This is a genomic window from Bradyrhizobium sp. 21, from assembly GCF_023073335.1.
Taxonomy (GTDB): Bacteria; Pseudomonadota; Alphaproteobacteria; order Rhizobiales; family Xanthobacteraceae; genus Bradyrhizobium.
In genome coordinates, this window is record NZ_JADPJG010000003.1 from 79,739 (window position 1) to 100,635 (window position 20,897).

23 protein-coding genes are annotated in these 20,897 nt (G+C 64.4%); 14 read left to right on the forward strand and 9 right to left on the reverse strand.

The window, feature by feature from the left end:
• The first annotated feature begins 76 nt into the window (after positions 1 to 76).
• Positions 77 to 1,192 carry an ATP-dependent RecD-like DNA helicase gene (locus IVB31_RS05435; RefSeq protein ID WP_247319587.1) on the forward strand — a complete coding sequence of 372 codons (1,116 nt, stop codon included), beginning with the start codon at positions 77 to 79 and terminating at the stop codon, positions 1,190 to 1,192.
• 57 nt (positions 1,193 to 1,249) lie between these two features.
• On the opposite strand, the gene IVB31_RS05440 is transcribed toward IVB31_RS05435, so the two are convergent.
• Positions 1,250 to 2,950, reverse strand: coding sequence for a caspase family protein (locus tag IVB31_RS05440; RefSeq protein WP_247319590.1), 1,701 nt, complete (start codon positions 2,948 to 2,950; stop codon positions 1,250 to 1,252).
• 243 nt (positions 2,951 to 3,193) lie between these two features.
• Between IVB31_RS05440 and msrA the strand changes: the two genes are divergently transcribed.
• The 4 genes from msrA to IVB31_RS05460 all read left to right on the forward strand — a co-directional run bounded on the left by msrA (position 3,194) and on the right by IVB31_RS05460 (position 5,127).
• On the forward strand, positions 3,194 to 3,898 hold the full coding sequence (msrA, locus tag IVB31_RS05445) for a peptide-methionine (S)-S-oxide reductase MsrA (protein ID WP_247319592.1): 705 nt from the start codon (positions 3,194 to 3,196) through the stop codon (positions 3,896 to 3,898).
• A gap of 30 nt (positions 3,899 to 3,928) precedes the next feature.
• Positions 3,929 to 4,348: a peptide-methionine (R)-S-oxide reductase MsrB gene (gene msrB, locus IVB31_RS05450; protein ID WP_247319593.1), complete on the forward strand. Its 420-nt coding sequence runs from the start codon at positions 3,929 to 3,931 to the stop codon at positions 4,346 to 4,348.
• A gap of 107 nt (positions 4,349 to 4,455) precedes the next feature.
• Positions 4,456 to 4,620 (forward strand): DUF3309 family protein, encoded by a 165-nt coding sequence (locus IVB31_RS05455; RefSeq protein ID WP_081747975.1) that lies wholly within the window; start codon positions 4,456 to 4,458, stop codon positions 4,618 to 4,620.
• A 213-nt stretch (positions 4,621 to 4,833) separates the two neighbouring features.
• Entirely contained in the window at positions 4,834 to 5,127 is a 294-nt protein-coding gene (locus IVB31_RS05460; protein WP_247319595.1) for a hypothetical protein, read from the forward strand.
• Positions 5,128 to 5,204: 77 nt separating this feature from the next.
• Here the strand turns inward: IVB31_RS05460 and IVB31_RS05465 are convergent, their stop codons facing one another.
• Complete coding sequence (locus tag IVB31_RS05465; protein ID WP_247319597.1) at positions 5,205 to 5,762, reverse strand: DUF4112 domain-containing protein; 558 nt, start codon at positions 5,760 to 5,762, stop codon at positions 5,205 to 5,207.
• 61 nt (positions 5,763 to 5,823) lie between these two features.
• Positions 5,824 to 6,249 carry a DUF5413 family protein gene (locus IVB31_RS05470; protein ID WP_247319599.1) on the reverse strand — a complete coding sequence of 142 codons (426 nt, stop codon included), beginning with the start codon at positions 6,247 to 6,249 and terminating at the stop codon, positions 5,824 to 5,826.
• A gap of 138 nt (positions 6,250 to 6,387) precedes the next feature.
• Between IVB31_RS05470 and IVB31_RS05475 the strand changes: the two genes are divergently transcribed.
• The 3 genes from IVB31_RS05475 (at position 6,388) to IVB31_RS05485 (ending at position 7,426) form a co-directional block, all read left to right on the forward strand.
• Positions 6,388 to 6,630, forward strand: a complete 243-nt coding sequence (locus IVB31_RS05475; protein ID WP_247319601.1) for a hypothetical protein — start codon at positions 6,388 to 6,390, stop codon at positions 6,628 to 6,630.
• Between the two features lie 35 nt (positions 6,631 to 6,665).
• The gene (locus IVB31_RS05480) at positions 6,666 to 6,893 is read left to right on the forward strand and encodes a hypothetical protein (RefSeq protein WP_247319604.1); all 228 of its coding nucleotides are present in this window, start codon (positions 6,666 to 6,668) and stop codon (positions 6,891 to 6,893) included.
• Between the two features lie 167 nt (positions 6,894 to 7,060).
• A complete protein-coding gene (locus IVB31_RS05485) occupies positions 7,061 to 7,426 on the forward strand; it encodes a hypothetical protein (protein ID WP_247319605.1) in 366 nt (121 codons plus the stop codon).
• Between the two features lie 159 nt (positions 7,427 to 7,585).
• Here IVB31_RS05485 and IVB31_RS05490 read toward each other — a convergent pair whose 3' ends face one another.
• Positions 7,586 to 9,214 (reverse strand): hypothetical protein, encoded by a 1,629-nt coding sequence (locus IVB31_RS05490; RefSeq protein WP_247319606.1) that lies wholly within the window; start codon positions 9,212 to 9,214, stop codon positions 7,586 to 7,588.
• Positions 9,215 to 9,251: 37 nt separating this feature from the next.
• Entirely contained in the window at positions 9,252 to 10,544 is a 1,293-nt protein-coding gene (locus IVB31_RS05495; RefSeq protein WP_247319607.1) for an adenylosuccinate synthase, read from the reverse strand.
• Positions 10,545 to 10,971: 427 nt separating this feature from the next.
• Between IVB31_RS05495 and IVB31_RS05500 the strand changes: the two genes are divergently transcribed.
• Entirely contained in the window at positions 10,972 to 11,904 is a 933-nt protein-coding gene (locus IVB31_RS05500) for a DMT family transporter (protein WP_247319609.1), read from the forward strand.
• 74 nt (positions 11,905 to 11,978) lie between these two features.
• Here IVB31_RS05500 and IVB31_RS05505 read toward each other — a convergent pair whose 3' ends face one another.
• Both IVB31_RS05505 and IVB31_RS05510 read right to left on the reverse strand, forming a co-directional pair.
• Positions 11,979 to 12,383 carry a VOC family protein gene (locus IVB31_RS05505; RefSeq protein ID WP_247319620.1) on the reverse strand — a complete coding sequence of 135 codons (405 nt, stop codon included), beginning with the start codon at positions 12,381 to 12,383 and terminating at the stop codon, positions 11,979 to 11,981.
• Between the two features lie 83 nt (positions 12,384 to 12,466).
• Positions 12,467 to 12,871: a hypothetical protein gene (locus IVB31_RS05510; protein ID WP_247319622.1), complete on the reverse strand. Its 405-nt coding sequence runs from the start codon at positions 12,869 to 12,871 to the stop codon at positions 12,467 to 12,469.
• A gap of 73 nt (positions 12,872 to 12,944) precedes the next feature.
• Here IVB31_RS05510 and IVB31_RS05515 point away from each other — a divergent pair, with 73 nt between their 5' ends.
• Positions 12,945 to 13,568 carry a TetR/AcrR family transcriptional regulator gene (locus IVB31_RS05515; protein WP_247319624.1) on the forward strand — a complete coding sequence of 208 codons (624 nt, stop codon included), beginning with the start codon at positions 12,945 to 12,947 and terminating at the stop codon, positions 13,566 to 13,568.
• 73 nt (positions 13,569 to 13,641) lie between these two features.
• Here the strand turns inward: IVB31_RS05515 and IVB31_RS05520 are convergent, their stop codons facing one another.
• Positions 13,642 to 14,043: a DUF1330 domain-containing protein gene (locus tag IVB31_RS05520; RefSeq protein WP_247319625.1), complete on the reverse strand. Its 402-nt coding sequence runs from the start codon at positions 14,041 to 14,043 to the stop codon at positions 13,642 to 13,644.
• 93 nt (positions 14,044 to 14,136) lie between these two features.
• On the opposite strand from IVB31_RS05520, the gene IVB31_RS05525 reads away from it, so the two are divergent.
• Together IVB31_RS05525 and IVB31_RS05530 are read left to right on the forward strand one after the other, a co-directional pair.
• On the forward strand, positions 14,137 to 15,072 hold the full coding sequence (locus tag IVB31_RS05525) for a DMT family transporter (protein WP_247319627.1): 936 nt from the start codon (positions 14,137 to 14,139) through the stop codon (positions 15,070 to 15,072).
• 98 nt (positions 15,073 to 15,170) lie between these two features.
• Positions 15,171 to 16,148 carry a tripartite tricarboxylate transporter substrate binding protein gene (locus IVB31_RS05530; protein WP_247319638.1) on the forward strand — a complete coding sequence of 326 codons (978 nt, stop codon included), beginning with the start codon at positions 15,171 to 15,173 and terminating at the stop codon, positions 16,146 to 16,148.
• 213 nt (positions 16,149 to 16,361) lie between these two features.
• Here IVB31_RS05530 and IVB31_RS05535 read toward each other — a convergent pair whose 3' ends face one another.
• Positions 16,362 to 18,047, reverse strand: coding sequence for a methyl-accepting chemotaxis protein (locus tag IVB31_RS05535; protein ID WP_247319640.1), 1,686 nt, complete (start codon positions 18,045 to 18,047; stop codon positions 16,362 to 16,364).
• A gap of 252 nt (positions 18,048 to 18,299) precedes the next feature.
• Here IVB31_RS05535 and IVB31_RS05540 point away from each other — a divergent pair, with 252 nt between their 5' ends.
• Positions 18,300 to 19,343, forward strand: coding sequence for a C-terminal binding protein (locus IVB31_RS05540; protein WP_247319642.1), 1,044 nt, complete (start codon positions 18,300 to 18,302; stop codon positions 19,341 to 19,343).
• An 89-nt stretch (positions 19,344 to 19,432) separates the two neighbouring features.
• Positions 19,433 to 20,776: an ABC transporter substrate-binding protein gene (locus tag IVB31_RS05545; protein ID WP_247319644.1), complete on the forward strand. Its 1,344-nt coding sequence runs from the start codon at positions 19,433 to 19,435 to the stop codon at positions 20,774 to 20,776.
• Positions 20,777 to 20,897: the final 121 nt, after the last annotated feature.

Here is a 20,897-nt window from a genome sequence, read left to right on the forward strand (position 1 = left end):
CGCTTGAACCGGCGGTGCGAATGGTTAGTTTTGGGGATGGCGAATCGCTCCGTTTCGCTCCCTCCTCAAGACAGACATGGCCACTTTCACCCCTCATCAGGACGCCGCGCTCAAAGCCGTTGGCGATTGGCTCAAGGCCAAACCCGGCCGCAACGGCACGCCGCCGGTGTTCCGCCTGTTCGGCTTTGCCGGCACCGGCAAGACGACGCTGGCGCGGCATATCGCCGACGGTGTCGACGGCGAGGTGAAGTTTGCCGCCTTTACCGGCAAGGCGGCGCTGGTCATGCGCAACAAGGGCTGCGACGAGGCCTCCACGATCCATTCGCTGATCTACCGCGCCCGTGAATCCGGCGAGGAGCAGCCGAGCTTCGAGCTGTGGGACGATGCGCCGGCCTCCAAGGCCAAGCTGATCGTGATCGACGAGTGCTCGATGGTCGATGCCGAATTGGGCCGCGACCTGATGTCGTTCGACTGTCCGCTGCTGGTGCTCGGCGATCCCGCGCAGCTGCCGCCGATCCAGGGCGCCGGATTCTTCACCAATTCCGAGCCCGACGCGATGCTCACCGAAGTGCACCGCCAGGCCCAGGACGACCCGATCGTGCGGATGTCGATGGACGTTCGCGAGGGCCGCGAACTCGACATCGGCCGTTACGGCGAGAGCGAAGTGGTCTCACGCAAGGAGCTCGATCCCGACCGCGTCATGAGTGCCGACCAGGTCCTGGTCGGCCGCAACAACACGCGACGCGCGTACAACATGCGGGTGCGGCAGCGCCAGAACATCGAGGACGTTTTCCCGGTCGCCGGCGACAAGCTGGTGTGCCTGCGCAACAACCGCAAGAAGGGCCTGTTCAACGGCGGGCTGTGGCGCGTGAAGTCGCGCAACACCTCGCGCTCGAAGTCGCGCATTCTCAGCATGCGGCTGTCGCCGGACGAGGATCTTGGTCACAAGGTGACGAAGGTGTCCGTGCGCGCCGACTGCTTCGAGGGCGGCGTCGAGGCGATCGCCTGGGAGCAGCGCAAGCCCTATGACGAGTTCGACTACGGCTACGTGCTGACGGTGCACAAATCGCAGGGCTCGCAATGGGACGACGTCGTGCTGTTCGATGAGAGCTTTGCGTTTCAGGAGAGCCGCGCGAGGTGGCTGTACACGGGCATCACGCGGGCGGCGAAGCGGCTGAGCATTGTGGTGTAGCCTTCGCCGGGACGACAATGGTCATGTGGATGCGTCGTCGCGCGCCACACGTAGCCCTCACTTCCCCGCAACGAAGTAGAAATCCTCCCGCCCCGGCGGCGAGCCGTAGGAAAACGGCTGCTGCTCGTGCTTGGTCACACCCCAGACGTCGTCGCGAACGATGTCGAACAGTTTTCGGATCTCGACCTTCGGCGTCTTGATCTCGCGGGCGAGCGCGGTGGCGAAGGGGCTGTCGGCGCCGCCGTCGCCGTCCATCGCGGTCTCGCCGTGCTTGGCCGCGTAGACCACCATGAAGCCGGCACCGGGCTCGATGTTGGAAAAGCCCTTGTCCACCAGCTTGAGCGACAGCGTGTGCTGCATGGCCGGCGCGAACGGATTGTCGCGACAGGCATCCAGCATCACCAGACGCACTTTTCGCGCGGCACCGACCGCGGCGATCACCTGCTCCAGGGCAACGGCCTGGGTCTCGGCATCCCGGTCGGCGGCGAGCTTGGCGTCGACAGGGACGAGATAATTCACCCCGCCGATCTCAAACCCGTGGCCGGCGTAATAAACCACAGCCCAGTCGGCCTTTTCCGCTTCGTCGGCGAAGGTCTTCAGCGCCTCGAAGAACTTGTCGCGGGTGAGGTCGCTGACCGAGATCACGGTCTGAAAACCCACATCGCGCAGCACATTTGCGATCAATTTGGCATCGCGTGGCGGATTGGGCAAGGCGTGGACGTTCCTGTAGGCGCCGTTGCCGATCACCAGCGCGACACGGCGGCCGGTGGGCGCGCCCGCCGGCGTTTGCGTCGTCAGCGCGGCGAGCCGCTCCTGAGCGATCGCGCGGGCGCGTGCGACGTCGAGCTCGTCGAACTTCGTCAGCGAATAGGCCGCCGCACGATAGTCGGCGCGGGCCTGGGCGAGGTCTTTCCTGCGCTCGTAGACCTGGCCGCGACCCGAATGTGCCCGCACATTGTTCGGGTTGATCTGGATCGCCGTGTTGTAGTCCTTCAGCGCGGCGTCGAGGTCGCCCTTCATCGTGTTGACGTCGGCGCGATTGTTGATCGCGTACGTGTTCTTCGGCTGCTTCTCGATCAAGCCGTTGCAGTCGGCAAGAGCCTGGTCGAACTTGCCCATCATGCCGTAGGTGATGCAGCGGTTGCCGGCGATCTGCTGCGCGGTCGGGTCGATCTTCTCAGCCTCGGCGAAATCGGCGAGCGCGCCGTCATAATCCTTCATCAGCGTGCGCACGCGGGCACGGTTGGTGTAGCCGAGCAGGAACTTTGGCGCGTATTTGATCGACAGGTTGAAATCGTCGAGCGCGCTTTGCAGCGCCGCCCGGCGCAACTGGATGATGCCGCGGTTATTGTAGGGCACGCCGTAGGTCGGGCGCTTCTGAAGCGCGAGGTTGTAGTCCGCCATCGCAAGGTCGTCCTGGCCCGTCCGTTCATGGGCGAGGCCGCGCAAATTGAGCGTGACGACATTGTCGGGATCGAGGTCGACGGCCATCGACAAAGTCTCGATCGCGTGGACGTAGTCGCGCTTGTTGATCAGCGCATTGCCGCGAACAGAGAGCGCGACAGCCTTGTCCTTGCCGGTGACACGGTCGGCATTGAGCAAGTTGTCGCAGGCCTGCGCCCTGGCCTGCGTATCGGCCTGGCGGTCGCGGCAGGTGACGAGGTCGTCGCCGGGTTGCGGATCGGCCGCCGCGATCGCGCACCAGGTGGCCAAGACGGCGAACACGGCGACGAGGGTCAGGGATATGACGCGCAGCATGTTGTCAGGTCAGCTCCAGCCATCATTCTTTAAGTCGATCATCGGTCGCGCCGGTTCATGTAGCGCGGAGTTCCCGGCCTCGCCAAGCCGGGCTTTCCTCGGCGGCATTTTTCACAGACTCGTGTCCGTCCGGCCGTAACAATCGCCCTGCCGGCCCGTATCTCGAATGTCTGAAAAGCCGGGCAGGCTGTTCGCCCGGCTCCAACCGCACTAGACTGCCAGAGCTTCCGAAAGAGGATCGCCATGCGCCGACCTGCCATCCTGTCCCTGCTCGCCGCAACCACCGCCCTGACGCTGGCCTTTGCCGCACCGTCCCGGGCCGCTGAGGATGCGGTCGTGATCCCCACCCCCGCAATGGATGCGGCGCCCGCAAGCGGGATCCAGACTGCCGTGATCGCCGGCGGCTGCTTCTGGGGCGTGCAGGGCGTATTCCAGCACACCGCGGGCGTCGTCAACGCGGTCTCCGGCTATGCCGGCGGCACCAAGGCGACAGCCGACTACCAGACCGTATCGAGCGGCCGGACCGGCCACGCAGAAGCTGTCGAGATCAAATACGACCCGAAGAAGATCTCCTATGGCAAGATCCTCCAGATCTACTTCTCGGTGGCGCACGACCCGACCCAGCTCAACCGGCAGGGCCCCGACAGCGGCACCCAATATCGCTCGGCGATCTTCACCACCTCCGACGAGCAGAAGAAGGTGGCCGAGGCCTATATCGCCCAGCTCAACGGCGCCAAGGTCTTCAACAAGCCGATCGTAACCAAAATCGGCGCGCTGGAGGCGTTCTATCCGGCGGAGGCCTATCACCAGGACTATCTGACGCTGCACCCGAACCAGCCCTATATCGCCTACAACGATCTCCCGAAGGTCGAGAACCTGAAAAAGCTGTTCGCGGATAATTACATCGAGAAGCCGACGCTGGTGAGTGCCAGCAAGGCCACCAACTGATCGCGAGATCACCAAATCAACGGGAGACCCATGCCCGACACCAAGACGAAAACCACGGATAACAAGGTCATCAAGAGCGAAGAGCAGTGGCGGCAGGAACTGTCGCCGATGCAGTACGCGGTGCTGCGCGAGAAGGCGACCGAGCGTCCCTTCTCCGGCGAATATGAACATGACCAGCGCGCCGGCATCTATACCTGCGCGGGCTGCGGCAACGAGCTGTTCGAATCCGATGCCAAGTTCGATTCCGGCTGCGGCTGGCCGAGCTTCACCCAGCCCGCCGTCGAGAGCCATGTCGACGAGGAGCGCGACGTCAGCCACGGCATGATCCGCACCGAGGTGCTGTGCTCCAAGTGCAGCGGCCATCTCGGCCATGTCTTCCCCGATGGCCCCGGGCCCACCGGCCTGCGCTACTGCATCAACTCGGCGGCGCTGAAGCTCGAGCCGAAATAAAACGCCGCGCGCCGCCGGGTTCCCCCGTGGAACCCAGCGGCGCGATGTGCTTTTCTCTGCTGGCGGTGGCCGACCCTCGCCTTTCGGCGGCCGCCAGGGAGGATGCCATGACCCTTGGAACCATCCTGATCATCCTGGTGATCATTTATCTGGTCGGCGGCCTGTCGGGCCGCGTTGGCGGCTACGGCTATGGGATGGGCCATTCCGGCATGGGGATTGGCGGCCTCGTCCTGGTGGTGTTGCTGGTGCTGCTGCTGCTTGGCAAGCTGTAAGCCTTATAAGTCACTGAAAATAAACATTTTATTTCGGCTGCGGGGCTGCCATGCACGGATTCATCATCTCCCATCGCAGGGGTCGCAATTTTGTCAAATCGGCCTATATTAGAGGGCGAAAATGACATGTGCGGCGGGCCGACCGATCGTGGCCCCCGCCGTTCAAAACCCCACGCGCTTAAAGCCCCAGACAAGATCACGAGGTCTTTGACCATGCGTCCACTGCGTCCGTTCAACTTCAACACCTCCGCCGAACTCTTTCCCGCCGCGATCCGCAAGAAGAAGCGCGCTGGCTTCACCTATCGCCGGTTCGGCACCGCGGCTGAGGCGGTGCAGTTCGCGATGGAGCAGTTGCCGACGGATTCGCTGAATGGCGCCTATTTGCAGGTCGAGGAAGCGCGCTTCGACCAGAACGGCATCCGCTCGCTTTATGAGAGTGAAGCCTTCCCGCTGCCCCGCCGCCCCAAGCCGGCGGAGGCCAGCACCGAGGCCGCCGACGCGGCGTAAGTTTTCGCAAGGCACTCCGATGTGCACTGAAAGCGCGACAGCCGAAAGGCTGTTGCGCTTTTTGCGTTTGGGACCTGTCAGGTCCGCGGCTGCTTGTCGAGCCAGCGGCGCAAGAGGCGCACGTTGCGCATGTTGGCGCGGAACATGACATCGAAGGCGTCGCCAGCGAACGGCACCATGCCGACGACGCCGTCGACCGCGACATTGCCGAGCATGCGCGCGGTGATGTACCAGGGCGCCCCGAGCGCCCTCGCCTCGCGCACCAGCCAGAGCGAGATCGCGGTGGTGATGATGTCGCCGACGACGGGGATCAGGCCGATCAGCCCATCGATCCCGTAGCGGATATTGGTGCCGGGCAGGATGAAGGCGACATCGAGCAGCTTGGCGATGGCCTCGATCCGGGCGATCCGCTGCTCGCGGGTCAGATTGCCGAACGGGTTGCCAGCTAACGGATTGTTCTTGCCAAACTCGAAGCGAAACTCGCGAAACCCCTGCTCCAGCGTTTCGGGCCGGATCTCGTGACCGTCCTGATCGATGATCGGCCCGCGCGCCTGGGTGCCCGAAGCGGCCGCGCCCGAGCGGTTTCCCGAACCGGATCGGCGTGGAGCAAGAATGTCGTCCTCGGGCATGGTCATGGCCTTCACGAAACGCGCCAGGGCGGCGGAGGTTGCTGCGGCGTGATCGAAGGTCGCGCCCTCAGGTCGGCGCCGTCACTGGCTGCGGCTCCTCGACATATTTATGCACGAGCCAGGACGAAATCACCGCCGGCACGAACCCGACGAGGCCGTACAGGATGAACTGCACCGCGCCCGAATCCGGGCCGCGCGAGCTGTAGGTCAGCGAGGCCAGGAGGAAGGCGAACGCCCCGACCAGCAGCATCCGCAGCACCGGGCCGATGCGGCGGATGTGGACCAGGATGTCGTCGACCGCGCCGATCATCAGCGAGGGCAGGAAGCCGAACAGATAGCTGTATTGCAGGGTCTTGAAGAACACTGCGAACAGCTTGCCGACCTCGCCGAGATTGGTCTGCGTCCAGTAGCCGGACTGATAGGTCGTCGTCAGCAGCAGCAGGAACCCGCCGACGAACGGACCAACCAGCGCAAACACGAAATAGCGTTTCATCGAGCACCCTCATCCTTCGCCCTGTTATAGCAGCGCCCCGGGAACCTTGAATAGCGGGTGCGCGGGCCCGGCTTGGGAACAAGCGGCATAGCGACGAGTTCAGACAGGACTTGAAATCATTTTGGATCTGGAGCTCCGATGACCCGTAAGTTTCTCCTCGCGACGCTGACGATGGCAACACTGAGCAGTCTGTCGGCTGCCCCGGCTCTCGCGCAAGGCCATATGGGCTCGCCGCAGGAGCAGCAGGCTTGTTCACGCGACGCTTCGCGGCTCTGCCGCAAAGACCTTGGCAATGACATGGCGGTACAGGGCTGCTTGCAAGCCAACAGAGCCAAGCTGTCGCGGTCGTGCAGCAAGGTGTTCCAGAGCCACGGCATGTGAGTATGAGATCGATCCCGGAGAATGGAGAGTGAAACATGTTGCGCGATGAACAGCTCTCGATTCTCAGGGATATCAGCCAATCGATCGCCTTTGCCGACGACCGGCACGGCAAGATCGGCGAGTTGATTGCCGACGGCTACGTGATGAAGGACGGCGATCTGTTCGAGCTCACGGCCAAGGGCGTCACCGCTGTGGAGGAGCACGCAGCCGTCGATGCAAGCGAGACCGAACCGCCGAGCGCCTCCTCCGATCGGTTGATCTGATTGCACGCGCCTTTTGTGCGTGACGTGCACGCAACAATTGCGAATTCCTTTTTGCTTGCCATTGCGGCTGCGCGACAATGGCGCATACTTGGCTTGGGCGGCGCAGCACTTTTCGATTCGAACATCACGAGAGATCGAGCGACCACATCCGGGATTGAGGTCCCGGCGTGAAGGCTGTGACATGCGGCAGATCAAGCCGCGTGCGGCGCCCCAAAACCAAGTGGCTCAAATCCACGGAACTCGGGGACGCATTCCGCATGACACGCTACCAGACGATCGCAACTCTCTTCGCCGTCGCAACCACCGCCGTCGCATTCCAGACATCGCCCGGCCTCGCCTTCTCGTCCGAAGCGCAACAGATGTGCTCAGGCGACGCGATGCGGCTGTGCTCGAGCGAAATCCCCGACATTCCCAGGATCAGGGCCTGCATGGTGCAGAAAAAGGCGCAGGTCAGCCCCGGCTGCCGCGCCGTGATGGACCGCGAGCACGCAGCCGCGACCGGATCGCGCAAGCGGGAAGCTGCCGCGCAATAGAGAGAGCGTACCTGCGGCCATCCTTCGAGACGCCCGCCCAAGGGGCGGGCCCTCAGGATGAGGTCTCGTTTCGCGGCGAGATATCAAACCCTCATGGTGAGGAGCCCGCCAAGGCGGGCGTCTCGAACCATGCAGGCCGAGGTCTCACGGAGTAGAGATCTAGTCGCCCCACTGCGCGAACGCGTCGTTGAAGGCGCGCTCGCCTGGAGCGCCCTTCTCGATGGCGATGATCGCGCGGCGCTGGTTGGTGTAGACCAAGGGCACGTCGAACCAGGAGCGCTCCTTCAGGAGCTGGACGTTGCGGCTGCGGTCGGCGTCGACATTGGAGAGGCCGACCAGGAAGAAGCCGTCGGTGACCTTGACGGCGAGGCCGGCGAGCGGCGTGCCGCGCGCCTGCTCGTTCGACTTCATCAAAATGCCGGGCACGTTGGAGACGCCGCCGCCCGTGAAATCCTGCGGCAGGATGAAGGTCAATTCCGCGGTGTGGCTCGCCGGCAGCGAGGAGTCGGTGTTGCGGCGGAACGACATCGTCATCTTGAACTTGCGGTCGGGGATCTCGATGTCCGCGCGCACGGCGACATCGGCCTTCTGGTTGCCGGACGCCTTGATCGGCTCGAGGCGCCACACCACCGAGCCGACATATTGCTTGCCCTTCGGGTCGGACGGATCCTCGTCATAGAGCACGACCTTCTGCGCCACCGGCGCCACCGGCTGGTCGCTGGCCGAAGGCTGGCCGACGCGATCGGGAATCTTGGGCTTGCTCTGCGGCTGAGACGGATCCTTCGGCGCCTCCACCACCTGGGTCGGGGAAGACTTCAACAGGCCGCTCGCGGTCTGGACCAGCTGCTTGCCCCAGAGGATGCCGGCACCGACCAGGATCAGCACGATGCCGACGGCGATCGCGCTCTTGAACGGGAAGACGGAACCGGTGCGGGCGCGCTTCTTCTTGGGTTCGCGGTCGAGAACGGGGATGTGCGGACGCTGCGAGGGCGGCTGCGACTGCGGCGCGTAGCGCTCGGCTTCCTCGATCGATTCGTCGTAGGAATAGGGCGCGTCCGCCCCGGCGGCGCGATTTTCCAGGCTCGGCTCGAGCCGGTCGAATTCCGGCGAGGGCGAGGGCACGTTGGCGTAGGTGCGACGCGCGGCGCGGTTGGCCTGCGCGGCGGCGCCGCCGAGATCATTGGCATCGGCCGTGATATCGCGGAAGCCGCGCACGCCCGGCGCAGACGGCAACGGCGGCGGAGGCCCGACGTCCGGCGGGCGGCGCCCACTGGCGCGATCACGTCCGGCCGGCGGAGGCGCGGGCGGCTCCGGCGGCGGTGCCGACGGACCCGGCTGGCGCGGTGCGTCGAAACGCGGGGCCCGGGGCGCACGCGGGGCATCGCCCTGGTCGTCGACGTTGAAGGACGGCCGGTCGGCGCGCGGCGGCGGCGGAGCCGGGCGGGTGCGCGGCGGGCCGGCGGTTTGGGGGGCGGGCGAGTTGCCCTCGGTGGCACGGGTACTGGCGCGGCGGAAGGCGTCGCCGCTGCCGCTGCTGCGGGTGCCGCCACCGGGACGCGAGGCCTCGCGGGCGCGCTGGGCAGCCTCCGATTCGACCTTGCGGACAGCCTCTTCCAGCGACAGCCGTTCGCGGGTGATCTCGGATTCGGACAGCGGGGGCTGCACGCTGCGGAGCTGCGCGATCAGCGCCGTGCGCGCCCGCTCGTAGAGCGCGCGACGGCTTTCGCCGGGAGCATTGGGATCCAGGGCGGCGATGGCGCGGGCGATCAGCGGATAGTAATCAGCCATTTCAACTCAACTATGCGCACGTCCCGGTAAGATATCGTTAAGCCTCAAACGGATTTTGCACCAGAATAGTATCTTCGCGTTCGGGGCTGGTGGAAAGCAGCGCGACCGGGCAGCCGACCAATTCCTCGATCCGGCGGACATATTTGATCGCCTGGGCCGGCAGCTGGGCCCATGACCGGGCGTTGGCGGTCGGCTCCTTCCAGCCTTCGATCGTCTCGTAGATCGGCTCGACCCGGGCCTGGGCCCCCTCGCCGGCGGGGAAATGGTCGATCTCCTTGCCGTCGAGCCTGTAGCCGGTGCAGACCTCGATCGTGTCGAAGCCGTCGAGGATGTCGAGCTTGGTCAGCGCCAAGCCGTTGATGCCGCAGGTTCGCACCGCCTGGCGGACCAGCACCGCATCGAACCAGCCGCAGCGGCGGGGCCGCCCGGTATTGGTGCCGAACTCGCGGCCACGCTCGCCGATCTTGCGGCCGATGTCGTTGTCCTGCTCGGTCGGGAACGGGCCCTGGCCGACACGGGTCGTGTAGGCCTTGCACAGGCCGAGAACATAGCCGACTGCGCCCGGTCCGATGCCCGAGCCGGTCGCGGCCTGCGCCGCTACCGTGTTGGACGAGGTGACGTAAGGATAGGTCCCGTGGTCGACGTCGAGCAGCGCGCCCTGCGCACCCTCGAACAGCATGCGCTTGCCTTCGCGCCGCTTGATGTCGAGCAGCCGCCACACCGTCTCGGCATAGGGCAGCAGCTGAGGCGCGAGCGCGGTCAGTTCTTTCAAAATCTCCTTGCCGTCGAACTCCGTCAGGCCGAGGCCACGGCGCAGTGCATTGTGATGCGCCAGCAGCCGGTCGATCTTGTGCGGCAGCGTGTCGAGATCGGCGAGGTCCATCAGGCGGATGGCACGGCGGCCGACCTTGTCCTCGTAGGCGGGACCGATGCCGCGGCGCGTGGTGCCGATCGCGGTCGCCGCATTGGCGGATTCGCGATGCGCATCGAGCTCACGGTGCAAGGGCAGAATCAGGGTGACGTTCTCGGCGACGCGCAGATTGTCCGGAGAGATCGCGACGCCCTGCGAGCGCAGCTTGGTAACCTCGTCGAGGAAGGCCTGCGGATCGAACACCACGCCGTTGCCGATCACCGACAGCTTGTGTTCGCGCAGCACGCCGGAGGGCAGCAGGGCGAGCTTGTAGGTCTTGCCGTTGATGACCAGCGTATGGCCGGCGTTATGGCCGCCCTGGAAGCGGACGACGATGTCCGCCTGCTCCGACAACCAGTCGACGATCTTGCCCTTTCCCTCGTCGCCCCACTGGGCGCCGACGACGACAACATTGGCCATTCGCGGGTAATCCTTCGAAGATTTCTCTGTAAGTGGCATGACCCAACGGAAAACCGGTACCCACTTTTCCCGGATCATACCTGCACCCAGCCCGATTCCCGGCCAGAGGCCGTTCGCACGCGAGGCAGCCCAACCGGATAAAGGAAGCAGCCTCTCTAGGCAAGCAAGAAGGGGACTTTTTCGGGGCGTGGACCGCACTCCAAGCCTTTGATATCCCCCGAAAATCCAGAAACCTTCGTGGCGAGCGCAATGGCTTCGACCAAAGCGCGAGAGGCTGCATCCGCCACTGCATGGTCGCGATGCATCTGCCCCCCGTTGATGCAGCCTCGATTTCCGTGTCTTTGGGCGGTGCCGGGTTATGAGCCGGCCCGGGTCTCACCGGGCGGGACGCCTCCGGCGTACGCCACGCGGGGCCATAACAATCACAATGTCCGCCACCAGCCAGACCACGAACGCGGAGACATCCGGCCACAGCTGGATCGCCAACCAGCCTTACCTGCTGCTCGGCATCACTGCACTGTGCTGGGCCGGCAACGCCATCGTCGGGCGGCTCGCCGCCGGCCATATCCCGCCGGTCACGCTGTCTTTCCTGCGCTGGTTCTTCGCTTTTCTGCTGGTGCTGCCGTTCGCCTGGAAACATCTTGCGCAGGACTGGCCCGCGATCCGCGGCAAGCTCGGCCTGATGGTCACGCTCTCGATCACCGGCATCGGCGCCTTCAACACGCTGCAATATTGGGCGCTGGAGCATACCCAGGCGCTCAATACTCTCCTGTTGCAATCCGCCGCACCGCTCATCGTGGCACTCTGGTCGCTGGCCATTCTCGGTATCAGGCTCACCGCGGCGCAGGCTTTTGGCGTGCTGCTGTCGATGTGCGGCGTGCTGATCATCCTGCTGCATGGCGACTTCACCACGCTGTCGAACATCGATTTCAACAAGGGCGATCTCATCTTCCTCGTCGCGCTGATCTTCTTCGCGCTGTATTCGGTGCTGACCTTGAAGCGGCCGCCGATGCACGGCCTGTCGTTCCTCGCCTTCACCTTCGGCTGCGGTGCTGCCTGTCTCATCCCGCTGGAGATCTGGGAGTTGTCCGCGCGTCCCGTGATGAAGCTCGACGGACCCAACCTGCTGACCCTGTTCTACGTTGCCGTCTTTCCGTCAACGCTTGCCTATCTCTGCTTCAATCGCGGCGTCCGGCTGATCGGCGCCAACCGCGCCGCGCCGTTCTTCCATGTGGTGCCGGTGTTCGGCTCGATCATGGCGATGGCGTTTTTGGGCGAGCACCCGCAGGCGTTCCACTTCATCGGCTTCGCACTGGTGCTGGCCGGCGTGTTCGTGGCATCACGGAAGCAGACGAGCTAGGCTCGGGACCCATCGCGTTGCACATGTCGGGATGGGTCCGACCTCATCGCCCCTGACTGTCCGATCGTCTGCGATCAAGCGTTCGCTGACGGATTCATCCATACCATCTCCCAAACATAGCCATCGGGGTCTTCAATGTGTCGGTTGTACATGAAGCCGAGATCCTGCGCGGGATTGGGGTCGGCGCGACCGCCCGCAGTCACCGCGCGAGCCAGCGTTGCATCGACGGCGTCGCGGTCGTCGACCGTAAGGGCGAACATAGCCTGGCTGTCGCGCCGCGCGTCGCCGATCTCGCGTCGGGTGAATTCACGATAGTGGTCGTGGGTCAGCAGCATCACGCCGATCGCGTCCGTGAACATGAGCGAGGTCGAATTTGCGCCGGAGAATTGAGGATTCACCGTGCCACCCAGCGCCACGTAGAACGCTGTTGATGCGGCGAGGTCGCGTACAGGCAGGTTGATCAGAATCATCTTGGACATAGCTGTCTTTCTAAAGCGGCTGGAAGCCGCGTTATGGTCTGAGATCACGAACAGAAAACTCAACACTCCACCCTGAACCGCATTCAGATGTAGCGCGCAGCGCCCATGCAGAGCGCGGCGATGCCCAGCAGGCCCGCCGCGGCACGTTGGGCGCCAGCGATACGCGAACGGAGGTCCTCCGGATTGCCGGTGCCACGACGCAAGGCCATCAGCGCACGGGGACCGATGACCGCCTGAACACCGGCCGCGATCAGGGCACTGACGGCACCGACCGCGAGTACCTGCTCGGTCGTGCCGAAACTGCCGGAATGAACGAGATGCCCGAGATAACCACCGGTCAGGATCGCAATCATCGCGGCGCCGAGTTGTGGAAAGACCAGTTGCTCACCGCCGGCTCCGCCGGTGCGGGCCAGCGCGAAGCTTGATCCCGCCCAGAACACGGACGACAACACGTGAAGCGACAGGGTGATCACGAGGGCAGTTTGCATGGCAAGCTCCGAACCGGCTTCTGAATTGGATATACATCATGTATAGTCAATACGTCAACTGGATGGCAAGGCCATGCCGAAGCGCAATTATGTGAGCTCCGCGCGGGCTGTCGCGGCAGCGGAGACGCGCGAGCGCATCATCGCGGCCGGAGCGCGCCTGTTGCGCAAGGACGCGAGCATTGCGAACTTCTCCCTCGACCTCGTCGCGAAGGCGGCCGGCGTCACGCGGCTGACGGTCTATAACCAGTTCGGATCGCGGCGCGGATTGCTGGAGGCCGTGTTCGACGACATCGCGCGCCAGGGCGGGCTGTTCGAACTGACCGATACGATGGCGATGGCGGATCCGCGCGCCGCGCTCGACCGCGTCGTCGAAATCTTCTGTGCGTTCTGGGGGCACGATCCCGCCATCGGCGGGCTCAACCAGGCCATCGCGACCGATCCCGAATTCGGCGAGGCGCTGATCGAGCGTAACGAGCGACGGCGCGAATTGCTGACCGCGCTGCTGTCGCGGATCGCCGGCAAGTCCGCGGCAAAGCGCGCTGTGCGGGACGCGGCCGATCTGATCTTTGTGCTGACGAGCTATCCGACTTTTGCAGCGCTGAGCCCGCAGCGGTCGGCGGGCGAGATCTGCAGCCTGTTGCAGGCGGCTTGCCACGCGGCGGTGGATGTGATCGCTCAAAATGAACGAAAGAAATGAGTATCACGGCGCTTTCTTTTCTTTCTCCCCTTGTAAGGAGGGGGAAGCAGGCGCGCCGCACAATGAGCGCACGCTACTTCGTCTTGAACTTGCTGTACGCTTCGCTCGTCGCAATGATGAGGTGCTCGGCGCAGGCGTTGACGCGATGCGGATCGGCCTGCGTCTCGTAGGCCTCCGACGTCATCATATCGAGGAAGGCTGCGACAGTCGGATAGTAGACCAGAGCGACGAAATCCCAATCATTGCCGTCATGCGCGCCGAGCGCGACCGCCTTGGCATCGCCGGTCCAGAGCAGCGTGCCGCCGCGCGCCTTGATCATCGGCACGGTGATCGCACTGTAGCGCAAATACGCGTCCCGGCCGGAACCGTCACCGTCGCGCGAACGCTCGTGGAAGCGCATCAGGTTCAGCATCATCACCGGCGCATCCTGATCGAGCCGCTCCAGGCCCTGCACGTTCAACATATTAACCGCCAATGCCGCCTCCTCTGGTCAAGCCTGCATTGTAGCATTGCGACGACGTGACTTGTGCCACGACGCAAATCCGGCGCAAGCTTCTATCCAACGCCAATGACGATCGCTCCGCCCGCGCCAAAGGCCTCCAATCCGGCCAGTTGGCTCAACAACCAGCCTTATCTGCTGCTCAGCCTGAGCTCGCTGTTCTGGGCCGGGAACATCGTGCTCGCACGCCATGTCGGCGCGCATGTGCCTCCCCTGACGGTGACCACGATCCGCTGGTTCGGCGTGTTCCTGATCCTCCTGCCGTTCGCCTGGCCGCATCTGAAGGGCGACTGGCCGAATTTGCGCAAAAGCCTGCCGCTGATGCTGTTCCTGTCGCTGGTGGGCTTTGCGTTCAACAACGCGATCTCGTACTGGGCGATGCAATACACGGAGGCGCTGAACGCGCTGCTGATCCAGTCGGCCGGACCGCTGTTCGTGGCGCTGTGGTCGCTGGTGCTGTTCGGCGTGCGGCTGACCCGGGCGCAGCTCGCCGGCATCGCGATTTCGCTTCTCGGCGTGCTGATCATCATCCTGCATGGCGATCTCGCCGCGCTCGCGAGCATCAGCTTCAACAGGGGCGACATCATGTTCGCCTCCTCGCTGGTGGCGTTCGGGATCTACTCCGCCTTCATTCCGCGGCGGCCGAAGATCCATCAGCTCTCCTTTCTGTCCTTCACCACCTGCTGCGGCGCGACCATGCTGCTGCCCACCGCGATCTGGGAGACCTGGAGCGGCCATGTCCTGCAATTCGACGGGATCACTCTGGCGACGCTGGGCTACATCCTGATCTTTCCCTCGACGCTGGCCTACCTGTTCTTCAACCGCGGCGTGGCGCTGATCGGTCCGAACCGCGCCGCACCATTCTTCCATCTGGTGCCGGTGTTCGGCTCGGCGATGGCGATCCTGCTGCTCGGCGAAAAGCTCCAGCCGTTCCATTTGATCGGCTACGCGCTGGTGCTTGCCGGCGTCGTGATCGCCTCGCGCCAGGGCTCGGCGGCAAAGTAATTCCGCGTCGCGGAGACAAGGCGACAAACTCGTGCCTTCCGATTTCGGCGAGGAGACGCTAGGTTCCCCGCCAACGAAAAAAGAGGGAACGACCAGACATGCTTTCAGCGTTGATCCGAAACCTGCGTGCCGTCGGCACGGCCGCGCTTTGTCTCGCCGCCGCATCCGCCGCGCAGGCCGACAATTATCCGAGCCGCAACATCACGTTGGTGCTGCCGTTTGCGGCCGGCAGCGGCACCGACACCACGACGCGGCTGATCTCGCAGCATTTGTCGCAGGCCCTCGGCGTCGGCATCGTCATCGAGAACAAGGCGGGCGCCAACGGCATGATCGCCGCGACCTATGTCGCGCGCGCCGCGCCCGACGGCTACACGCTGCTGGTGACCACCAACACCACGCATTCGGCCAATCCCTATCTGCTCAAGAGCCTGACCTATGATCCGGTCAAGGACTTCACCCCGATCGCGCGCACCGGCGACCTGCCCTTCATGCTGGTGATCCACCCGGAGGTGCCGGCCAAGACCGTCGGCGAGCTCGTCGCCTACGGCAAGGCCAATCCGGGCAAGCTGAGCTACGCCTCGGGCTCGTCCTCGGCGATCGTGTCGGGTGCGACCTTTGCGCACAATGCCGGGCTCGACCTGCTGCACGTGCCCTACAAGAGCTCGCCGCCGGCGCTCAACGACGTCATGGGCGGTCGCGTCTCGATGATGTTCGTGGACATCCTGACCGGCCTGCCCCACGTCCAGGGCAACGCGCTACGTGCGCTCGCCGTCACGACGAAGGACCGCTCATCGCTGGTGCCGACCCTGCCCTCGATGCAGGAGGCCGGCGTGCAGGACTTCGACATCTCGTCGTGGCAGGGCTATTTCGGCCCCGCCGGCATGCCCAAGGAGATCGTGACGCGGCTCAACGCCGAGATCCGCAAGATCGTCGAGAAGCCGGAGATCAAAGCCCAGCTCGCCACCCTCGGCATGGACGCGTTTTCGGGCACGCCGGAGCAGCTCGGCACATTCGTGAACGAACAGCTGGTGTTGTGGGAGAAGCTGATCCGGGAAGCGGGGATCGAGAAGCAGTGAAGGACGGTCTCGTGTCCCGGACGCGGCGCGGCATGCAATGAGGCGACGCCGAGCCGGGACCCAGCATAGTGCGGGCATGGGCCCCGGCTCTGCAGCGCACCGCTGAAGAAGCGCTGCGCTGCGTCCGGGGCACGAGGCCTAACTTCTCAGCGCTAGAACGCACATGCCCGGGACAAGCCCGGGCATGACGACATTTTCCTGAAACGCGACGACTTACGCCGCGCGCACCTTGGCGAGGAAGCCGTCGACCGCGCTGCGCAACGCGCCGGACTGGTGGTCCAGCTCGCGGGCGTTGGTGAGCACGTCGGTAGCTGCACTGCCGGTCGCTTCCGCGGCCGAGGTGACGCCGCCGATATGGGTGTTGATCTCGCTCGAGCCGGCAGCGACCGACTGGATGTTGCGGGCGATCTCGCGGGTCGCCTCGCCCTGCTGCTCGATCGAGGCGGAGATGCCCGCGGTGATCTCGCTCATCTCGGCGATCGTCTGGGTGATGCCGCCGATGGCTGCGACCGCATCGCTGGTCGAGGTCTGCATCGCTGCGACCTGGGCGGAAATTTCCTCGGTCGCCTTCGCGGTCTGGTTGGCAAGCGCCTTGACCTCGGAGGCGACGACGGCGAAACCGCGACCGGATTCACCGGCACGGGCCGCCTCGATGGTGGCGTTGAGGGCGAGCAAATTGGTCTGCGCCGCGATCGAATGAATGAGCTTGACCACCTCGCCGATCTTCTCGGCGCCGGTGGAGAGCTCCTGCACGGTGGCGTTGGTACGCTCGGCGTCGTTGACGGCGCGGCTCGCCACTTCGGTCGAGCGCGTCACCTGACGGGAGATTTCCGAAACCGAGCTCGACAGCTCTTCGGCAGCCGCAGCGACCGTGCCGACATTGCCAGACGCTCTCTGCGAGGCCGCGCCGACGGTCGCCGCGCGCGAAGAGGCGTCGCTGGCGGTCGCGGTCATCGACTGCGCCGTGGCTTGCATGCCCGTCGCCGCCGAAGAGACCGAGCGGACGATGCCGTTGACGCTGCGTTCGAAATCGCTGGCGATGCCCTCCATCGCGCTGCGACGTTCCGCCGCGGCGCGATCCTTGCTATTGGCCTCGCTCTTCTCGATCTCGCGAATGCGCAGTGCGCTGTCCTTGAAGATCTGGACGGTCGAGGCCATCGCGCCGACCTCGTCGCCACGGCCGACGCCGGGAATGTCGCCGTCGAGCTTGCCGTCGGCCAGATCCTTCATGCGGGCTCCGAGCAGAACTAGCGGACCGCTGATGCTGCGGCCGAGCAGCCAGGCAACGCTGCCGGCGACGATCATGATGCCGAGCATGGCGAAGCCGAGCAGCCAGTAGACCGGGCCCATCTTGGCGTCGATGTCATCGAGATAGGCTCCCGTGCCGAGATACATGTCGAGTTCGGGGACGGCGACCGCGTAGCCCATCTTCCGGATCAAGCCTTCCTGGCCCGGTTTCGCGTATTCATAGGTCAGAAGGACCGAACCGTTAGCCTTCGCGCCGTTCATGAGCTCCCAAGACAGTTTGCGTCCATTGGTCAGAACTTCCATGCGGTTGGTGCCGATCTGCTTTGGATCTGGCGCCAGCTGCGTGATACCGTCGTAGGACGTCCCGAAGAGATAACCGGCTCCCTTGTCATAGGTCATCGCGTTGCCGTAGCGGCGAAGATCAGCCATCGCGGCGTCCTTCGTCATCTCGCCCGCATCCACCCGCTTCTTCAGCGCTACCGCATAGTTGCGGCCCATGTCGACGATGGCCTTGGCCTGCTCGATCCGCGCGTTCACCATCTCCTGCTTCATCAGATAGCCGGCAAGAACCCCGGAGATGCAGAGGCCGAACAAGGTGACGCCGACGAGAATGCCGAGCTTGGGGGCGATCTTCAGATTGCTCAATTTCACGGGATGGCTCCGGCAACAAAGGGATAAGGAGGCGCGAGGGAATCGATCACAATTGAATCAACTTTTAGTGGCGAGCCCTTAGCAACCTGTTACGGAGCGCCCCGTAGAAGCCCGGAGGGAACGTCGGGGCCGTCGCACAAATCGCCGCATCGGCAACCGCCGATTGTACGCACCCACCTCGATTTCGCGTAAAAGACGCAAAGGCCCGCGCCAAGTCCGGGTCACAACAAGAAACCAAATCGGGAGCACGACATGCCGAAATACAGGGTGGTGACGCCGAAGGGCGCGAGCTTCACGGTCGCGAGCGGCGATTATTCCTACGAGCGCGAGGCGCTCGATCCGATCGACGCCGAGATCGTCGAGGCGCCCGCCGACGAGGCCGGGTTCATCGCCACCGCGAAAAGCGCCGACGCCATCTACGCCAAAGGCATCCCGATCACCAAGACCATCATCGACGCACTGGAGAGCTGCAAGGTCATCACGCTCGGTTCGGTCGGTGTCGACAGCGTCGACATCAAGGCCGCGACCGCGCGCGGTATTCCCGTCACCAACATCCCCGACACCTTCATCGAGGAGGTCGCCGACCACGCCATGATGCTGCTGCTCGCGGGCTTCCGCCGGCTGGTCGAGCAGGACCGGATGGTGCGCAGCGGCCGCTGGGCCGAGGGCCGGCCGGCGCTGTCGAAGATTCCGCGGCTGATGGGCCAGACGCTCGGCTTCGTCTCGTTCGGCCGCGTGGCGCGTGCGGTTGCGAAGCGCGCGGCCCCCTTCGGCCTGCGCATGATGGCCTACGATCCCTTCATCCAGGAGACGCTGATGTCCGACCATGGCGTGATCCCGGCGACGCTCAACGAGGTGCTGTCGCAATCCGACTTCGTGTCGATGCACGCTCCCGCCCGGCCCGAGGTGCATCACATGCTCACCGAGAAGCATTTTCGGCTGATGAAGAAGGGCTCGGTCTTCATCAATACCGGCCGCGGCGCCACCGTGGACGAGGAAAGCCTGATCAAGGCGCTGCAGGAGGGTTGGATCGCGCACGCCGCCCTCGACGTGCTGGAGAAGGAGCCGCCGTCGCACAACAATCCGCTGCTCGGCATGGAGAACGTGACCTTGACCGCCCATGTCGCCTCGGCCTCGGCACGGTTCGACGAGGCGCGCAAGCGTCGCGTGGGCTACGAATTGTCACTGGTGCTTCAGGGCATGTGGCCGGTAAGCTGCGTCAATCCGTCGGTGCTGCAAGACACCGCGCTCCGCCGCTGGCAGCCCGTCAGCATGGATCGCGGACCGAACAGCTAAGGCGCCCGGCGCGCAAAGCGCGCAGGGCAACGGAACGACCCTTCACCGGCGATCAACGCCGGGAAGGGAGACATCATAGGGAGGAACCGATGAGGAGCGACATCACACGTCGTGACGCCTTGGCGCTGGGCCTGTCCGCTGCGGCAATCGCGGCAACCGGCGCTCCGGCGAACGCCCAATCCGCGATCAAGGCGGCGGACGTCCCCGCCCCGAAATTGCCGATCGAGAAAGGCGCATCCCTGCGCATGCTGCGCCCGGTGCGCTTCGTCCAGGCCGACGAAGACGTGTTCCGCGCCAATGCGGCGAAATTCACCAAGGAGACCGGCGTCGAGGTCAAGGTTGACTTCGTCGGCTGGGAAGACATCAATCAGCAGACGGCGGTGACCTCGAATTCCGGCGCCGGTCCCGACATCATCATAGGCTTCTCCGACGCACCGCACATCTATGTCGACAAGCTGGTCGAGCTCACCGACGTCGCCGACTATCTCGGCAAGAAATATGGCGGCTGGCAGAACCTCGCGAAGGCCTACGGCAAGAAGGCCAAGAGCGATACCTGGATCGGCCTTCCGTTCGGGGCCACTGCGGGTCCCCTGATCTATCGCAAATCCATTCTCAAATCCGTCGGGTTCGACAAGGCGCCGGAGGATCATGCCGGCCTTCTGGATCTCTGCAAGAAGCTGCAGAAGGCCGGCAAGCCCGCCGGCTTCGCGCTCGGCAACGCCGTCGGCGACGGCAACGGCTTTGCGGACTGGATGATGTGGTCGCACAACGCCGCTCTGCTGGACGAGGAAGGCAATGTCACCATCAACAGCAAGGAGACCATCGCGGCGCTGAACTATGTCAAGGAACTCTATCCGACCTTCATCGCCGGCACACCGTCCTGGAACGACGTCAGCAACAACCGCGCCTATTCTTCGCAGGAAATCGCGCTGACGGCGAACGGCGTCTCGCTGTATTTTTCGCTGAAGAACGATCCGGCGCTGGCGGCAATTGCCGAAGATTCCGAACATCAGCTGTTGCCGAAGGGTCTTGCGCCGACGTCACCGATGTCGGGACTGACGCTCAACGCCATGGTGTTCAAGCACAGCCTGTATCCCAATGCCGCGAAGGCCTTCCTGCAATACATGCTGGAAAAGGACCAGTACGAGCCGTGGCTCAACGCCAACAGCGGCTACTGGTCGCAACCGCTGGCGGCCTATGCTGATGCGGCCGTGTGGTCAGGCGATCCCAAGGTCGCGATCTTCAAGAACACCATGAACAGCACGTATTACGCCGGCTACAGGGGTCCGATTTCGACCGCCACCGGTGCTGTTCGCGCGGACTACGTGACGGTGCAGATGTTCGCCTCGGTCGCGACCGGTGCATCGACACCCGAAACGGCGGCCGCGGAGGCAGAGCAACGTTGCAAGCGGTACTTCCGGCGTCAGAGGTAAGACGGAGCGATCGTCATTGCGAGGAGCGAAGCGACGAAGCAATCCAGACTGCAACCGCGGAAACAGACTGGATTGCCTCGCTTCGCTCGCAATGACGGTATGGTGACCCTCAACGACAGGA

What these genes read in the sequence shown, in the direction of transcription:
- msrA (WP_247319592.1), top strand. Translation starts at nt 3,194, where the DNA reads ATGCGCCGACCTGCCATCCTGTCCCTGCTCGCCGCAACCACCGCCCTG.
- IVB31_RS05460 (WP_247319595.1), top strand. Translation starts at nt 4,834, where the DNA reads ATGCGTCCACTGCGTCCGTTCAACTTCAACACCTCCGCCGAACTCTTT.
- IVB31_RS05490 (WP_247319606.1), bottom strand. Translation starts at nt 9,214, where the DNA reads ATGGCTGATTACTATCCGCTGATCGCCCGCGCCATCGCCGCCCTGGAT.
- IVB31_RS05475 (WP_247319601.1), top strand. Translation starts at nt 6,388, where the DNA reads ATGACCCGTAAGTTTCTCCTCGCGACGCTGACGATGGCAACACTGAGC.
- IVB31_RS05530 (WP_247319638.1), top strand. Translation starts at nt 15,171, where the DNA reads ATGCTTTCAGCGTTGATCCGAAACCTGCGTGCCGTCGGCACGGCCGCG.
- IVB31_RS05540 (WP_247319642.1), top strand. Translation starts at nt 18,300, where the DNA reads ATGCCGAAATACAGGGTGGTGACGCCGAAGGGCGCGAGCTTCACGGTC.
- IVB31_RS05500 (WP_247319609.1), top strand. Translation starts at nt 10,972, where the DNA reads ATGTCCGCCACCAGCCAGACCACGAACGCGGAGACATCCGGCCACAGC.
- IVB31_RS05480 (WP_247319604.1), top strand. Translation starts at nt 6,666, where the DNA reads ATGTTGCGCGATGAACAGCTCTCGATTCTCAGGGATATCAGCCAATCG.
- IVB31_RS05525 (WP_247319627.1), top strand. Translation starts at nt 14,137, where the DNA reads ATGACGATCGCTCCGCCCGCGCCAAAGGCCTCCAATCCGGCCAGTTGG.
- IVB31_RS05515 (WP_247319624.1), top strand. Translation starts at nt 12,945, where the DNA reads ATGCCGAAGCGCAATTATGTGAGCTCCGCGCGGGCTGTCGCGGCAGCG.
- IVB31_RS05545 (WP_247319644.1), top strand. Translation starts at nt 19,433, where the DNA reads ATGAGGAGCGACATCACACGTCGTGACGCCTTGGCGCTGGGCCTGTCC.
- msrB (WP_247319593.1), top strand. Translation starts at nt 3,929, where the DNA reads ATGCCCGACACCAAGACGAAAACCACGGATAACAAGGTCATCAAGAGC.
- IVB31_RS05505 (WP_247319620.1), bottom strand. Translation starts at nt 12,383, where the DNA reads ATGTCCAAGATGATTCTGATCAACCTGCCTGTACGCGACCTCGCCGCA.
- IVB31_RS05470 (WP_247319599.1), bottom strand. Translation starts at nt 6,249, where the DNA reads ATGAAACGCTATTTCGTGTTTGCGCTGGTTGGTCCGTTCGTCGGCGGG.
- IVB31_RS05455 (WP_081747975.1), top strand. Translation starts at nt 4,456, where the DNA reads ATGACCCTTGGAACCATCCTGATCATCCTGGTGATCATTTATCTGGTC.
- IVB31_RS05435 (WP_247319587.1), top strand. Translation starts at nt 77, where the DNA reads ATGGCCACTTTCACCCCTCATCAGGACGCCGCGCTCAAAGCCGTTGGC.
- IVB31_RS05510 (WP_247319622.1), bottom strand. Translation starts at nt 12,871, where the DNA reads ATGCAAACTGCCCTCGTGATCACCCTGTCGCTTCACGTGTTGTCGTCC.
- IVB31_RS05465 (WP_247319597.1), bottom strand. Translation starts at nt 5,762, where the DNA reads ATGACCATGCCCGAGGACGACATTCTTGCTCCACGCCGATCCGGTTCG.
- IVB31_RS05495 (WP_247319607.1), bottom strand. Translation starts at nt 10,544, where the DNA reads ATGGCCAATGTTGTCGTCGTCGGCGCCCAGTGGGGCGACGAGGGAAAG.
- IVB31_RS05440 (WP_247319590.1), bottom strand. Translation starts at nt 2,950, where the DNA reads ATGCTGCGCGTCATATCCCTGACCCTCGTCGCCGTGTTCGCCGTCTTG.